This window comes from Clostridium sp. MCC345, from assembly GCF_018785345.1.
In the GTDB taxonomy this organism is placed as follows: domain Bacteria; phylum Bacillota; class Clostridia; order Lachnospirales; family Anaerotignaceae; genus Anaerotignum_A; species Anaerotignum_A faecicola.
Genome location: NZ_WQPP01000060.1, coordinates 149,549 through 164,193, shown reverse-complemented (window position 1 = coordinate 164,193; position 14,645 = coordinate 149,549). Strand labels below are relative to the sequence as shown.

General features: G+C 49.1%; 14 protein-coding genes. 11 read left to right on the top strand and 3 right to left on the bottom strand.

All coding sequences use genetic code 11. The features are described from left to right. The first annotated feature begins 4 nt into the window (after positions 1 to 4). A complete protein-coding gene (locus tag GPK49_RS10250; protein WP_016407671.1) occupies positions 5 to 685 on the top strand; it encodes a V-type ATP synthase subunit D in 681 nt (226 codons plus the stop codon). Positions 686 to 787: 102 nt separating this feature from the next. Further along, the gene (locus GPK49_RS10245) at positions 788 to 1,858 is read left to right on the top strand and encodes a glycosyltransferase family 2 protein (protein WP_215677700.1); all 1,071 of its coding nucleotides are present in this window, start codon (positions 788 to 790) and stop codon (positions 1,856 to 1,858) included. Positions 1,859 to 2,087: 229 nt separating this feature from the next. On the opposite strand, the gene GPK49_RS10240 is transcribed toward GPK49_RS10245, so the two are convergent. Together GPK49_RS10240 and asnA are read right to left on the bottom strand one after the other, a co-directional pair. Beyond that, the gene (locus tag GPK49_RS10240) at positions 2,088 to 2,981 is read right to left on the bottom strand and encodes a LysR family transcriptional regulator (protein WP_016407673.1); all 894 of its coding nucleotides are present in this window, start codon (positions 2,979 to 2,981) and stop codon (positions 2,088 to 2,090) included. A gap of 161 nt (positions 2,982 to 3,142) precedes the next feature. Beyond that, on the bottom strand, positions 3,143 to 4,150 hold the full coding sequence (gene asnA, locus GPK49_RS10235; RefSeq protein ID WP_215677698.1) for an aspartate--ammonia ligase: 1,008 nt from the start codon (positions 4,148 to 4,150) through the stop codon (positions 3,143 to 3,145). Between the two features lie 222 nt (positions 4,151 to 4,372). Between asnA and GPK49_RS10230 the strand changes: the two genes are divergently transcribed. The 3 genes from GPK49_RS10230 (at position 4,373) to spoIVA (ending at position 9,205) form a co-directional block, all read left to right on the top strand. Beyond that, positions 4,373 to 4,756, top strand: coding sequence for a BlaI/MecI/CopY family transcriptional regulator (locus GPK49_RS10230; protein ID WP_016407676.1), 384 nt, complete (start codon positions 4,373 to 4,375; stop codon positions 4,754 to 4,756). Positions 4,757 to 4,758: 2 nt separating this feature from the next. Further along, positions 4,759 to 7,365 (top strand): M56 family metallopeptidase, encoded by a 2,607-nt coding sequence (locus GPK49_RS10225; protein ID WP_215677696.1) that lies wholly within the window; start codon positions 4,759 to 4,761, stop codon positions 7,363 to 7,365. Positions 7,366 to 7,726: 361 nt separating this feature from the next. Beyond that, positions 7,727 to 9,205: a stage IV sporulation protein A gene (gene spoIVA, locus GPK49_RS10220; protein ID WP_215677694.1), complete on the top strand. Its 1,479-nt coding sequence runs from the start codon at positions 7,727 to 7,729 to the stop codon at positions 9,203 to 9,205. Positions 9,206 to 9,488: 283 nt separating this feature from the next. Here spoIVA and GPK49_RS10215 read toward each other — a convergent pair whose 3' ends face one another. After that, positions 9,489 to 9,848 (bottom strand): acylphosphatase, encoded by a 360-nt coding sequence (locus GPK49_RS10215; protein ID WP_016407679.1) that lies wholly within the window; start codon positions 9,846 to 9,848, stop codon positions 9,489 to 9,491. A 200-nt stretch (positions 9,849 to 10,048) separates the two neighbouring features. Here GPK49_RS10215 and GPK49_RS10210 point away from each other — a divergent pair, with 200 nt between their 5' ends. The 6 genes from GPK49_RS10210 to GPK49_RS10185 are packed head-to-tail and all read left to right on the top strand — an operon-like array spanning position 10,049 to position 14,618. Then, positions 10,049 to 11,710: an HlyD family efflux transporter periplasmic adaptor subunit gene (locus GPK49_RS10210; protein WP_016407680.1), complete on the top strand. Its 1,662-nt coding sequence runs from the start codon at positions 10,049 to 10,051 to the stop codon at positions 11,708 to 11,710. A gap of 39 nt (positions 11,711 to 11,749) precedes the next feature. Further along, positions 11,750 to 12,469, top strand: coding sequence for a YggS family pyridoxal phosphate-dependent enzyme (locus GPK49_RS10205; RefSeq protein ID WP_016407681.1), 720 nt, complete (start codon positions 11,750 to 11,752; stop codon positions 12,467 to 12,469). A 30-nt stretch (positions 12,470 to 12,499) separates the two neighbouring features. After that, positions 12,500 to 13,027, top strand: coding sequence for a cell division protein SepF (locus tag GPK49_RS10200; RefSeq protein WP_016407682.1), 528 nt, complete (start codon positions 12,500 to 12,502; stop codon positions 13,025 to 13,027). Positions 13,028 to 13,042: 15 nt separating this feature from the next. Next, positions 13,043 to 13,336 carry a YggT family protein gene (locus tag GPK49_RS10195; protein ID WP_016407683.1) on the top strand — a complete coding sequence of 98 codons (294 nt, stop codon included), beginning with the start codon at positions 13,043 to 13,045 and terminating at the stop codon, positions 13,334 to 13,336. Positions 13,337 to 13,340: 4 nt separating this feature from the next. Beyond that, positions 13,341 to 14,126: a YlmH family RNA-binding protein gene (locus tag GPK49_RS10190; protein WP_118581931.1), complete on the top strand. Its 786-nt coding sequence runs from the start codon at positions 13,341 to 13,343 to the stop codon at positions 14,124 to 14,126. 12 nt (positions 14,127 to 14,138) lie between these two features. Next, a complete protein-coding gene (locus GPK49_RS10185) occupies positions 14,139 to 14,618 on the top strand; it encodes a DivIVA domain-containing protein (RefSeq protein WP_016407685.1) in 480 nt (159 codons plus the stop codon). Positions 14,619 to 14,645: the final 27 nt, after the last annotated feature.

Below are 14,645 nucleotides of genomic sequence, written 5' to 3'. Positions count from 1 at the left end.
AAGTGTGGCTAGATTGAATGTCAACCCCACCCGTATGGAAATGACCCGTCTGAAGGGACAGCTGAAAACTGCAACCAGAGGGCATAAGCTGCTGAAGGATAAGCTGGATGAGCTGATGAAGCAGTTCATGGAAATTGTGCGGGAAAATAAGCGTTTGAGAGAGGAAGCAGAGACTGCACTGGAAAATGCTTATAAAAACTTCATCATTGCCAGAGCAGTTCTCAGTGAGGCGAGCTTAGGGGAAGCGCTGATGATTCCCCAGCAGTCTGTATCCGTAAAGGTTACGAAAAAAAATATTATGAGTGTAAACGTACCTGTGTTTGACTTCCAGAAGGAGGGCGGCGGTGACGGGAATATTTTCCCTTACGGCATGGCGTTTACCTCGGGTGAGCTGGATAGTGCGATGCTTTCCTTCTCCGATGCGATGGAGCCTTTGCTCCGTCTGGCGGAAAGCGAAAAAACGGCACAGCTTCTGGCACAGGAAATTGAACGTACCCGCCGCCGTGTAAATGCACTGGAAAATGTTATGATTCCAAATTATCAGGAAACAATTAAATATATCACAATGAAATTGGAAGAAAACGAACGTGCAAACACAACGCGGCTGATGAAGGTAAAGGATATGGTTGCGAAAAAAGCAATCGAAACAAAAAGAAAGCAGGAGGCAGCAGCCTTCGGAGAATAAGAAAAAAGGCATCCTAAAATTTGGGGTGCCTTTTTTGTATGCGGATTTGCACGCTCTTTTCTTTTTTGCATAAGCTGGCAGAAGGGAAAGGAGCGTGGCAGGATGAGAATGAGTCTTTGCATGATTGTGTGGCAGGAGGAAAAAGCACTGGCGCGGTGCTTGGAAGGCATAGCGGATGCGGTAGAGGAAATCGTCATTGTGGATATGGGTTCTACGGACAGAACAAAGGAGATTGCACGGCAATTTACGGATAAAATTTATGATTTTCCTTGGATGGATGATTTTGCGGCGGCAAGGAATTTTGCGTTTTCCAAGGGGACGGGAGAGTATCTGCTGTGGATGGATGCGGAGGATATTCTGCCATCAGGGGAGAAGGAAAAGCTGCTTGCTTTGAAGGCGGATTTGCGGGAAAATCCCTGTGATATGGTAATGATGCTTTTTGATAGGGGCGTTGACGAGGGCGGACGGACGAAATTTTCCTGCTACAGAGAGCGACTGGTGCGCCGTTGTCCGCAGGCGCGGTGGCAGGGGCGTGCAAATGAGAGGATTCCGCCCTTCGGAAGCGTGCGGTATGAGGAAATTCATTTTATGCGGCGGAAGGAAAAGCAGAAATATTCTGACTGCAGTCTGCGGATTTATAAAAAAATGCTTGCGGAGGGGGAGAAGCTGAGCGCGCGGGAATGGTTTTATTACGGACGGGAATTATTTGCACATGAAAAACAGGAGCAGGCGGCAGAGGTGCTTCGTGCGTTTCTGGAAAATCCGGAGGGAGGGGCGGAAAATAAAGCAGAGGCGGTGCAGATGCTGGCGCATTGTTTGCAGGCGGCGGGAAAAGAGGAGGAAGGAATTTCGTTGCTTTTGGAGGGTTTGCAATTTGCGCCGCCGACAGGGGAGCATTGCTGTGAAATCGGGGAATATTTTTATGAAAAAGGGCGGTGGGAGCAGGCAATTTTCTGGTATGAAAATGCGCTGCATGCAGAAAGACGCACGGAGCAGGGGGCGTTTGTGCAGGAGGAATGCTATGGATTTCTGCCCTGTATTCGGCTTTGTGTCTGCTATGGCAGGCTGGGGGAATGGGAGATGGCGAAGATGTATAATGAAATGGCAGGGGTATTCCGACCGGAGGATGCATCGGTGCGGCAGAATCGGGAGTATCTTGCGAAAAGAGCATAAAAAAAGCAGCCGCAAGGAAGATTACGACTGCAAGCATGTGAAAGTACCCGGAGGAAGAAGGAAGGAAATCTCATCATGAGCCGTATGGTGAGATTTGTATATGATGGAAGTTTTCTCTTTTAGGGTACAAGGTCATTGTAACACATCCAAAAAGAAATGTGAAATTGATAGATTTAAAGATTTCTATTAAAAAAAGTAATAAGGGGGCTTACTTTCAACCCAGATAATTTCACTTTTTGTAGTATTCCCGCAGGAGCTTATAAAAGGCGGACATCTGTGGGGTGACTGCTTTCTGCTCATGACGGAGCACCTGCAGCCATACGGTGAAATCCAGTTCCGGCACATTAAGGGTACACAACTCACCTTTTTTAACGGCATCCTCAACGAGATAAGAGGCGAGCAGGGCAATGCCGCAATCCAGCTTTGCCAGCTCCATGGCGGCGATGGGATTCCAGAGATCAAACCGCGGCTTGATGAGGTAGGCGAGGGTGTTTTTGGTGTACTCATTGGACATATCGGAGAAATAGAACTGCTGATTTGTGATAATCACATCATTTTCCGCGATTTCCGCCAGAGTGACTACGGGCTTTTTCGTCAGAGGGCGAGTGGGGGCAGCCACAAAGACATAATGCGCTTCTTTCAGGATGGTTTTGATGAAATTTTTTGTCCTTCGCTGATCATGGACAACGAAGGCAAGATCGACCTCATTCTGGGAAAGCATGCGCTCCGCGAAAAAAACATTATCGGCTGTTTTTACGATGATATCTACCTTGGGGTGCGCGCAGTGATATTCCCGCAGGATATCGGGGAGGACAGCGGTAAAGGGGGAATCGAGACAGGCAAGGCGCAGTGTTCCCTGCAGCTCCTGCTCCTCGCCGCCGATGGCAGCCGCCTGCTGGGTCAGAGCGATAATCTGCTGTGCATAGGCTTCCAGCTCATGCCCTTTTTCCGTGACGTAGATTTTTTTGCCGATGCGGTCGAACAGCTGCACGCCGATTTCTTCCTCCAGCTGCTGAATCTGTACGGTAACTGTGGACTGGGAATAGGTCAGCTGCTCCGCTGCCTTGGAAAAACTGCCTGTTTCAATGATTTTCAGAAATGTGATTAAATTTCGTACTTCCATAAAAATCCCTCTTTCTCTTTCGTATGTGAGGCTCCTTCAAAATTGGTTTTATGATAGCACAAAAATTTTTGGATGTAAATTAAAATCAGAGGAAGATTGGAAAAAAACAGGTATAAAAAACGACCGCGATTTCGCGGTCGTTTATAGATTTCGACTTAAATTTACAGCAGTGCAACACCTGCTGCCTTACAGGTATCAATGGTTTCCTGATCCCAGATGGAGGACTGCACCTCGCCGATATGCGCCTTGCCAAGAAGCAGCATGCACAGTCTGGATTGACCGATACCGCCGCCGATGGTGCAGGGCAGCTTGCCTTCCAGAAGCATTCTATGGTAGGGCAGGTTTCTGCGGTTATCACAGCCTGCCTTTCTCAGCTGTTCATCCAGAGCGGCTGCATCAACACGGATACCCATGGAGGAAATTTCCAGAGCGTTATCCAGAACAGCGTTATAGAACAGCAGGTCGCCGTTTAACTGCCAGTCATCATAATCCGGAGAACGGCTGTCATGGGGCTCGCCGGAACGCAGCTTATCGCCAATCTGCATGATGAATACGGTTTTATGCTCCTTGACAATGGCATTTTCTCTTTCCTTGGGGGTCAGGTCGGGGTATTTATCTTCCAGCTCCTGAGAGGTGATAAAGGTTACCTCGCGGCACAGCTCGGTTGTGATACGGGGGTATTTTTTCTTTACGACTTCGAGTGTATCACAGATTGCAAGAACGATGCCCTGCACAGTGAATTTCAGCTCTTCGACATTTCTCTTTTCGGGAGTGATAACTCTTTCCCAATCCCACTGGTCTACATAAATAGAGTGCAGGTTATCCAGGGTTTCATCTCTGCGGATGGCGTTCATATTGGTATACAGACCCTTGCCGGGGCGGAAATCATAACGATACAGTGCCATGCGTTTCCACTTTGCCAGAGAATGAACAACCTCTGCGGTTGTGCCTGTTGCGGGAATTTCAAAGCTTACGGGGCGTTCTACGCCGCTGAGATTATCGTTCAGACCTGTATGGGGGTCAACGAACAGAGGGGCGGAAACACGTTTCAGATTCAGTGTCTGTCCCAGATGTTCTTCAAAAGCGTGGTGGATCACGCCGATGGCATTCTGTGTTTCATATAAGGTTAGTTCGGAATGATAGCCTTCCGGAATATATGTTTTGCTCATGCAAGCACCTCTTTTCTGCTGTTTCTCATATTTTTTCATAAAATATCATTGATAAAAGCTTATCCATACCATTTAGGATAACACAGAAGCAGATTTTGTCAAGGGAAGTTTCCATCAGAAAAACGGATAGGGGGTATAGGAAAAGGCTTGACAAAGAACTCCTACAGTTGTATGATATAGAAAAAGCAAATCATACATTTGTAGGAGATTGGAGGGAGACACATGGCGGAGCTGATGCGATTGCCGGATACGGAGCTTGAAATTATGAAGGTGATTTGGGAAAACGGAGCAACGCTTTCTACCTCAGAAATAAAGGCGAGTCTGGAGGAACAACGCCCCTGGAATGTTTCTGCCTTGCAGACCTTGCTGAACCGTTTGATTGACCGTGGCTTTCTGGAAAGCTATAAGGAAGGGAAGAACCGATTTTATACCCCGCTGGTGGCGGAGAAGGAGTATCTGGCGGTGGAAAATAAGGCATTTCTGGAAAAGGTGAATAACCATTCTGTGACGAAGCTGGTGGCAAGCCTATATGACAGCCATTCCATTACCGAGGAGGATTTAGATGAACTGGCGGCATTCATTCGCTCGAAAACGGGAGGTGCATAAAAATGGAGAAAATTTTTCAGACAATCTGGGAAATGAGCCTGTTTGCCGTTCCTGTGATTCTGATTCTGGCAATTTGCTCAAATCTTCTGGGGAAACGCTATGGGGCAAGATGGCGGTATCTGGTGTGGCTTGTGGTGGCGATACGGCTTTGCGTGCCGATACAGCTGAGCCTGCCGGGGCGAATGGAGATAATGCAGGTACAGGTGCCTTCGGTGCAGAGCAGCACACGAGAGGTACTGGCGCAGAGAACACCGGATTATTTTGTGCAGAGGGATACGGCAGAGCCGACAGAGCCGGCAACGCCGATTGCCCCTGCGGAGCAGACACAGGAGGAAAGCGCGGAAAAGAGGGATGCCTTTGATTTCCTTCTTGCATATCCTTATGTGCTGTGGCTTGGCGGCGTGCTTGGGTTTTTGGCTTGGCAGGGATGGAAATATTATGATTTCCGGAGAATGTTGAAGCGGAGCAGGAGAAACATTTTGGATGCGTCTGTTCTGGATACCTATTACGGTCTTTGCAGAGAAATGGGACTGCAAAAACGACCTGCGATTTATTTCTGTGAGGCATTGCCCAGTCCGCTTTGTGTCGGGCTTTTCAGAACGGCGGTGTATCTGAATTCCGAGGAGAGAGAGCCTGCGGAAATGCGGCTGATTCTGAAGCATGAGCTGACGCACTGCAAGAGAAAAGACCTTTGGTTTAAGGGGATTTTGCTGTTGGCAAGGGCATTGCATTTTTTCAATCCCTTTGTGCATTGGATGGCACGCCTTGCGGAAAAGGATATGGAGCTTTCCTGCGACCTTGTGGTGATGGCGGACTGCGGCATGGCGGAGCGCGAGGCATACAGCATGGCAATCCTGCGGACAGTGCGCGAGGCGAAAAGCAAAAATATGCAGATGAGTACGGCTTTTTCGGGCGGAAAGGAGGAATTGAAGATGCGGTTTGAAAATATTTTCGATATGACGCAGAAAAAGCGCGGCATTGCTTTATTCCTTGCGGCAGCGTTGGTGGTCTGCGGCGGTACGGCGTTTGTCGGCTGTGCGGAAAGCGAAACGACGGAAAAGACACTTTCTGGTACGGTTTACGGAGACTACACAGAGGAAACAGTGCATGAGCTTTATGGCGCGAAGCTGCAATATATCGGCGACCATATCGGCGTTGGAAAAATTCTGGGGTTACTGCCACTGCCCGAAGGGGTGACGAATGACAGCGAGGGAATTGAACTTTATACAGACAAGGAGCCTTACGGCGTGAGAAGGCATCTGCAATGGCAAAGCAACGAGGAAACCGCGTATACCGTTGGCGGGGAAAGCTATACGGATGACCGCTGGATGCAGATTCAGGGGATGATTTTCCTTGTACTGGTGGAGAATGCGGGAGATTATAATCTTTCTCTGCACCATGCGGATGCGGCGGACGGACAGGTGGTAACCTCCTTTAGCTTTGACAGAGAGCAGGCGAAGAAATACTTCGGGGAGCAGGATTTGCGTGATTTTGCGAGCGACGAGGGAACCTTCCGTAATTTTGTGCTGACAATCAACCGGTATTTCTATGAAGGGATTTCGACACCCGAACAGATTCTTGCACTGTCTCAGATGGATGCTGCGGCGGCACAGGAACGGATGCAGGAGATGGCCTCCGGAGATTTTCTCGAAGAAACGAAGGAAGATCAAAGCCTATCCTATCAGATGATTCTGGCGGACAGTCTGGCAAGTGAGATTGCGGCGCAGAAGCTGACCTCCTCCAATCCTGCGGATTACCTGAAATGCACACAGTATGATGAGCTGGTCAAGCTGGGAGAGCCTGCGCTCAGAGCGTTTCTTTCCGAATTTGCGGAGGGAAGTATCAGGGATGACTTAGAGGGCTACATCAAGACGAGTGCATGTCAGGATATTCTGGGCGAGCACAGAGATAAGGATGTTCTGCCGACACCGACGGAATGGTATCGGAATTATACTGCAACGGATTCGACGTATTGTGCGTTCTTTACCTATGGCGATACGGATACAACGCTTTATACGGAGGATTTGGCGAAGAAATATTCCATGGGCGGCGCGGATCAATACAGCGTTGTGGCGGCAGGAAAGGATGAACGCCTGCGTGCGGTTTATACGGCGTTGAGTGACAGATTTAACAAATACAGCAACGCCGGATATACCACAACGATTTATGCACCGCTGATTGAGGGAATAAAGGAAAACGGAAATAGGATGCAGGTGTTTGCGGTGATTTTCGATTCCAGCTACACCATGAGCCGTACGAAGAAGGGCTATGCGCTCTTTGAGCGGGGCGGTTCTGTGGTGCCGAGCAGACTGGATTTTGAAAAGCGGAATGGCAAATGGATTCTGACGGACTGGACACAGGCGGAGGACGGCAGCTATTATGCGGATTCCATCAAGAAGATGTGCGACGGAGACAATGCACTGGCGAAAAAGATGATTTCCTATGATAGCGATGCCTGTCAGATGCTGCTGTGGCAGAATATGATTTATTATATGAAGGCAAATTATGGCGGAATGGAGCTGCCGATTTATTTCGATTCCTATATGGACGAGGAGAATATCAAAAAAATCAGTAAATTTATTGACATTACGCCAACCTATGACGAATAAAGAATTTTTGAACCCCTGCGAAGGCAGGGGTTTTAGGGTGTCGACTTTGTCGACACCCTAAGTCGAAATCAGGATTTCGACTTGCTAAGACAGAAGAATAAACAGACGAGTTCCATCAGCTTAAAAGCCTCGAAACTCGCTGTTTTCCTCGTCGGAAATGAATTCCGACTGCGGATTCCATTTGGGAAACGGATTTGTTTTCCAAGCCCTTCCGCTGCCTCAAAACTACTTTGTCTACAGTCTGGAACCCCTGCGAAAGCAGGGGTTTTTCGCTGTCTGCAAAAGAATTGGCATATTCCTGTTTGATTTTCCATAAATTGCATTGTATGGATACAGTTGCGAAAGAAACGGAGGAAAAGGCATGGAAACATTCAATATTTATCAGGACATTGCGGAGCGGACAGGCGGAGACATTTATATCGGTGTGGTGGGACCTGTGCGAACAGGGAAATCGACCTTTATCAAGCGGTTTATGGATTTGCTGGTGCTGCCGCACATTGCAAACACCTACACGAGGGAGCGGGCGAAGGACGAACTGCCGCAATCGGCAAGCGGAAGGACAATCATGACGACAGAGCCGAAATTTGTGCCGAATGAAGCGGTGGAAATTTCCTTGGGGGACAATGCGGATGTGCGCGTGCGGATGATTGACTGCGTGGGATATCTGGTGCCGGGGGCAGAGGGCGACATGGACGGGGACAGCCCCAGAATGGTACATACGCCATGGGCGGAGAATGCGATGCCCTTTCGCGAAGCGGCGGAGCTGGGGACGAAAAAGGTCATTACCGACCATTCCACCATAGGGATGGTGGTGACAACGGACGGGAGCGTGACCGAACTGCCGCGGGAAAATTATGAGGAGGCAGAGGAACGGGTGGTTGCGGAGTTGCAGGAATTGGGCAAGCCGTTTCTGATTCTGCTGAACACCGCCGCACCCTACAGCGACAGCACAGAGAGCCTGCGGAGCGAGCTGGAGAAAAAATACGGCGTGCCTGTGTTGGCGGTCAATGCGGCGCAGCTGAAGGCGGAGGACATTCGGAGGATTTTGGAGCGGATGCTGTATCAGTTCCCATTGCGCGAGCTGCGCTTCTTTTTCCCCGGATGGGTGGAAACGCTGGAGCAGGGACATTGGCTGAAGCAGGGCTTGACGGATGCGCTGAAGGGCGTGATGGCGCAGGTGGAGAAGCTTGCGGATGTGGAGCAGGCAATCGGGGCGCTTGGGGAAACGGATTTTCTGAAAAAGGCATATACCGACCGAATTTTGCCGGGAGAGGGCGCGGCGGAGATTGCGCTTAATTTTGCGGATGGGTTATTCTATCAGATTCTGAGCGAAACGGTGGAGAGGCCGATTGAAAATGACTATGCGCTTATTTCTACGATAAAAATGCTTTCGGAAACGAAGCAGGAATATGACAAGATTGCGACGGCGCTGAACGATGTGCGGCGGAAGGGCTACGGTGTGGTGACACCGGTGTTTGAGGAAATTACGCTGGAGAAGCCTGAGGTATTTAAGCAGGGAAGCCGCTATGGCATTAAGCTGCGCGCAAAGGGAGAATCCATTCATTTAATCAAGGCAGACGTAGAAACGGAGGTTTCGCCAATCATCGGGAACGAGGAGCAGTCGCGGGAGTTTATCGACCGACTGATTGCGGATTACGAATCGGAGCCGGAGAAAATCTGGGATTTGAACATTTTTGGGCGGACGCTGAGCTCTATGGTCAGTGACGGGATGCAGAATAAAATTTATCGGATGCCGGAGGATGCACAGATGAAGCTGCAGGAGACGCTGCAAAAGATTGTGAACGAGGGCAGCGGCGGATTGATTTGTATTATTTTGTAAAGAATAAGTCGAAATCAGGATTTCGACTTGTTTGGACAGAAGAATAAACAGACGAGTTCCATCGGCTAAAAAGCCTTGAAACTCGCTGTTTTCCTCGCCGGAAATGAATTCCGACTGCGGATACTATTCGGGAAAATACTTACCGCCCAAGAAGGGGCGGCAGGCGAAGCCTGCTTTGCGTAGCAAAGTAATGAACAGTTCGTTTCCCAAGCCCTTCCGCTGCCTCAAAATTACTTTGTCTACAGTCTGAAGCTGGAGAATTTTTCCTCAGCTTTTTGATTGTTTATAGAATTTTAAAGGTTGTTTCATCTTCCCGTATGGAATGGGGTTTATTTTCCATTTTTCTGATTTTGATGCGTTTGAGGGAATTCATGAATTTCAGCAGGAAGCGGATGCGGCTTTCAAAGCCCTGCACCTCTGCGATAACCTCCCCATTTTCGGCATTTTTTACCCAGCCGGTCAGCTCCAGTCTTTCTGCCATCTGCGCCAGCTCGATGCGAAAGCCGACCTTTTGTACACGTCCGTGGAAGGTGATATGGCGGCGGACAAAGCGGTTTTCTTCAAAATCGGGCAATCGGACGCGATTCACCTGATGGCAGATATAAGTATTTCTTGCGGATTTTAATGCTTCAATGGGTTTCATGCAATCACCACCTATTTGTTTTTCTGTTTATACATTATAACAAAGAAGGAACGCATTTGCCAGCCGTCTTTTGAAAAGATTTTTCTTAGAGTTCGATTAGGGAGGTTTACCTTTTCTTTTTTTTGTATTATAATCAAAATTACTTATGGTATTATGCCCGCAATATGGGGCGAGTGAAGAAAAGGAACAGGGGGATTCCCATGAAAAAAGGTTCCTCAGGGAATAGAAAAAAAAGAAGACCGCCCAGACCGGAGGCACCTGTGAACCGTTATCCCACAAGGGACAATGTCTACAATCTGCAAAGAGAACGGCAGAGACGACAGGCGCAGGCGGAGAGACAGGCACGCGAATGGCAGCAGGCGCAGATGGGCTATGCGCAGACACCGCATCCTGCAAAGAGGAAGAAGCACAGGCAGAGAAGAAGAGGCAGCCACATGATGATGCCTTTGCTTGTATTTGCAATCATTGCGCTGTATCTGGTGGGGCAGATTGGCAGCCTTGCGATAAAGGGCTCTGATATTGATGTGGAAACGGTGGCATACGGCACGATTGATACGCCTGAGGTTTATACGGGGCTGATCCTTCGGGAGGAATATGTGGTGGACAGCACCAGAGACGGACAGCCGTATTATCAGTATTCGCAGGGGGACTATGTGCCGAAGGGCGCAGTGGTCTGCACGGTAAAGGATACGGATTCAACGGATGCGCTGGAAAGCAAGCTGAACCAGATTGATAAGGATATTCTGAAAAGTCAGAAGGCAAGAACGGATTTATCTGCCTTTTCGGAGGATATTTCCCGTTTGGAGGATAACGTGAGCCGGACGGTGGATGCCTATGCAGGGCGTTCCATGCGGTCGAGCCTTTCCTATATGTATACGCTGAAAAGCCAAGTGACCTCCTTTATGGATCAGAGAAACGAAATCTGGCTGACAGAGAATGTGGACAGCCTTTCACAGCTGACAGAGGAAAGAAATGTGTACGAGCAGCAGCTGGCGCAGAACCAAAGTGCGCTGACGGCATCGGAGGCAGGTGTGCTTTGTCTGAGCTATGACGGGATGGAGAAAAAGCTGACACCCGACAAGGCGGAGCAGGTAACGGAAAAGCAGATCGGGGATGCAAAGACACAGTATATCTCCAAGGCGAAAAGCGTTGCCAAGGGCGATCCGCTCTTTAAGATTATTACGGATAACAAGTGGTATGTGGTTGCATATCTGCCGAACAACGCCGTAGCAGGCTGGGAGGCAGGCAAAACAAGCCGTACCCTGAATATGATGACGGAGGAAGAAACCTACAAAATCAGCGCAGATGTGGAAAGCCTCACCGCAGGAGATAAGCAGACAAAGGTTGTTTTCTCAAGCTATGAGCACATGGAGGACTTCATGGAAAGCCGCACGATTTCCTTCAGCTTAGAGGGGACTGTGACAGAGGGTCTGAAGATTCCCAATGATGCGATTGTGGAAAAATCCCTGCTGAAAATCCCCAGAAGCTGTCTGACGGAAAGCATGGGCAATACGGGTGTTTTGCTTGTGAAGGGAAGCAGCACGAAATTTACCGACATTACCGCTGTGACGAGCGATGAGGATGCGGTTTACATTGAATTGGAGGACAGCGGACTGAAAACAGGCGACGTTGTGCTGCAGGGTACAGGCGAGGATGCCGCACAGGTAACGCTTTCCGAGCTGCTGCCGCACGCAGGGGTTTATGTGGCAAACAGCTCCATCGCGAAGTTTGTTGTAATTGATGTTGTGGAACAGAATCAGGAATACGCCATCGTGCAGGCAGGCAGCACAACGGGGCTGCAGCCATACGATACGATTGTTTCCGATGCAAAAAATATCAAGGAGGGCGACAGCGTTTTTTAAGCGTCCGGATGGATAAAGAGATAGAAAGAAGGCAGAAATATGAGCGTAGTTGAAAATATTCAGAATGTGAGAGCAAAAATTGCGGCAGCCGCAGAAAAAAGCGGCAGAACGGCGGAGGACGTACTTCTGTTGGCAGTCAGCAAGACAAAGCCTGTGGAGCTGATTGGCGAGGCGGTGCAGGCAGGGTGTCTTTCTCTGGGCGAAAACAAGGTGCAGGAAATCATGGAAAAATATGAGCCGATGATGGAATATGCGCCGGAGGGAGAGAGAATCCACTGGCACTTAATTGGGCATTTGCAGACAAACAAGGTGAAATATATCATTGATAAGGTGGATATGATTCATTCTGTGGAAAGCCTGAAGCTGGCGGAGGAAATTGAAAAGCGCGCGGCACAGAAGGATATTGTGATGGATATTCTGATTGAGGTGAACATGGCAGCGGAGGAAAGCAAATTCGGCGTGAAGCCGGAGGATACCGAAGCGCTGCTCAGAGAGATTGCGAAAATGCAGCATATTCGCGTGCGTGGGCTGATGACGGTTGCGCCTTTTGTTGAAAATCAGGAGGAAAACAGAGAAGTTTTTCGTCAAATGAGAGAATTACTGGTTGACATGAACGGGAAAAAAATTGATAATATAAAGATGGATACCTTATCCATGGGGATGACGGGCGATTACGAGGTTGCCATCGAAGAGGGTGCGACCATTGTCCGCGTGGGCACAGGTATTTTCGGAGAAAGATATTATCCCAACAAAGGATGAGCAATAGAAACAGCTTAGGAGGAACGTATTGTGGCGAAGATTTTTGACAGAATGAAAGACTTAATGTTTGGCGAATATGAAGACGATGATGATTACTATGAGGATGATTACGATACAGCGGCACCTGCCCCTGCACCCGTAAGAGAGAATTATGGTCTGCGTGACGCAAGAGAGACGGAATACAGCGCACCTGCGCCCCGTAAGGCGGCTCCGAAGAACGCGGCAAATCCCCAGATTTACAGCGTGAACACAAGCGTACAGATGCAGGTAGTTATCATCAAGCCTGAATGTTACGAGGATGCACAGGAAATCTGTGACCAGATTAAAACCAAACGTCCTGTTGTAGTCAATCTGGAAAAGGTGGAATACCCCATTGCGCAGCGCATTATGGACTTTTTGAGCGGCACCTGCTATTCTCTGGAGGGCTCCATTCAGCGCGTAGCCAATAATATTTTTATTATTGCGCCAGAAAATGTGGATATTTCCGGTGATTTTAAAGAAGAATTAAAAACAAAAGGCGTTCTGCTCCCTTGGATGAATGGGACAAATGCCAGATAAAGGTGGTTTTGCGGATTGAATAGTATACAGGCATTGCTGATTAGTGCGATTGGTGTATTTTTCTATGTATTGGAAATTCTCATCTTCGTGCGTATCCTGTTTTCCTGGCTGCCCTTCGGCGTTGGCTATAACAGCAGCATTGGGCGTTTGCTGTATCAGCTGACAGAGCCGATTCTGGGGCCTGTGAGAAATATGGTAGATAAATCCCCGCTCGGCGGCGGCATGGGGCTTGATTTTTCCCCTATTTTTGCGTTAATCCTGATGAGATTGGTGCAGACCCTTCTGGTTGCAGCCATTCGGATGTTCTGATGCCATGGACAGACAGGCATTATTGAAAAGCGTACCGGAGGGCGAGGAGCGGCTGCTGTTTGCAAAGGCGCTGGATCAGGCGATTTTTGCGATGAAGCGCAGAGAGCCTGCGTTCACGGATTTCATGGATCGGGCAAAATGTGCAAGATTTCGGGAACGGCTGCAGGGACTTCGGGAGCTGGAGATTACGCTTTTCGGCGGAACGGAGGACTGCGAGCGGCAGATGATGGGCTTTTTTACAGAACCGCTTGCGGCAGAGGAATTCCCGATTAAAATTGTAAAAATCAGAAGAAAAAGTAAAAAATTCGGACAGACGGATCTGAGCCACAGAGATTATCTCGGCTCCCTCCTTGGGCTGGGCATTGACCGCGGCAAGGTGGGCGATATTCTGGTGGCGGAGGATACGGCGGTCTGCTTTGTGGCGGAGGAAATTTCGCCATACATAACGGCTGTGCTGGAGCAGGTTTCCAGAACCGCGGTAGTGGCGGAGGAAACGGAGCAGGCGGAGGACATTCCCCAAAGGCAGACGGAGGCAAGACGCTTAACGGTGGCATCCATGCGGCTAGATGCGGTGGCAAGTGAGGCATTTCATCTGGCAAGAGGGAAAACGCAGACGCTCATCCATGCGGAAAAGGCACAGGTGAACTGGAATATTGTAACAAGCACATCCCATCTGTTAAAGGAAGGGGATTTGGTGAGCCTGCGCGGCTTCGGGCGGTTTCGCGTGAAGGAAATCGGCGGCAGAACCAAAAAAGACAGAATCGGATTGGAAATTGAAAAATATGTATAAGGAGGTTTTTTCGTGATCACACCGAACGATATCGCAACCAAGGACTTTAAGAAGGTAGCTGTAGGCTATTCCCCCGAAGAAGTAGATACCTTTTTGGATGACATCTATGAGGACTATGAGAAGCTGTATAAGGAAAGCCAGAAGGAAAAATCAAAGACAGAGGCTGTGGCTGAGGATACCGACCGGTTGAAGCATCTCGAAAAATCCATTGAACGTACATTAAGCCTTGCGGAGGCGGCTGCGGAGGAAACAAAGGCGGCGGCAAAAGCAGATGGCGATGCCATCATCAACAGTGCGAAGCAGCAGGCAGAGGATATTCTGGCATCCGCAAGAACAAAGGCGTATGAGCTGGAACAGAAGATTTCCGGACTGGAAAGCCGTTACGAACTGATGAAAACAAGAATCAAGCTGCTGCTTTATGCAGAAATCGAGCTGCTGGACAAGGGCGAGGTTCTGGCAGAAAAAGAAGCAAAGGCACAGGAAACAAAATAAAAAACAGACAAGCTGCGGCGGGGTCTT

Excerpts from the sequence above, each read along its gene's own strand:
- GPK49_RS10245 (WP_215677700.1), top strand. The coding sequence starts at position 788 with ATGAGAATGAGTCTTTGCATGATTGTGTGGCAGGAGGAAAAAGCACTG.
- GPK49_RS10215 (WP_016407679.1), bottom strand. The coding sequence starts at position 9,848 with ATGAAACCCATTGAAGCATTAAAATCCGCAAGAAATACTTATATCTGC.
- GPK49_RS10240 (WP_016407673.1), bottom strand. The coding sequence starts at position 2,981 with ATGGAAGTACGAAATTTAATCACATTTCTGAAAATCATTGAAACAGGC.
- GPK49_RS10225 (WP_215677696.1), top strand. The coding sequence starts at position 4,759 with ATGGAGAAAATTTTTCAGACAATCTGGGAAATGAGCCTGTTTGCCGTT.
- spoIVA (WP_215677694.1), top strand. The coding sequence starts at position 7,727 with ATGGAAACATTCAATATTTATCAGGACATTGCGGAGCGGACAGGCGGA.
- GPK49_RS10230 (WP_016407676.1), top strand. The coding sequence starts at position 4,373 with ATGGCGGAGCTGATGCGATTGCCGGATACGGAGCTTGAAATTATGAAG.
- asnA (WP_215677698.1), bottom strand. The coding sequence starts at position 4,150 with ATGAGCAAAACATATATTCCGGAAGGCTATCATTCCGAACTAACCTTA.
- GPK49_RS10190 (WP_118581931.1), top strand. The coding sequence starts at position 13,341 with ATGGACAGACAGGCATTATTGAAAAGCGTACCGGAGGGCGAGGAGCGG.
- GPK49_RS10205 (WP_016407681.1), top strand. The coding sequence starts at position 11,750 with ATGAGCGTAGTTGAAAATATTCAGAATGTGAGAGCAAAAATTGCGGCA.
- GPK49_RS10210 (WP_016407680.1), top strand. The coding sequence starts at position 10,049 with ATGAAAAAAGGTTCCTCAGGGAATAGAAAAAAAAGAAGACCGCCCAGA.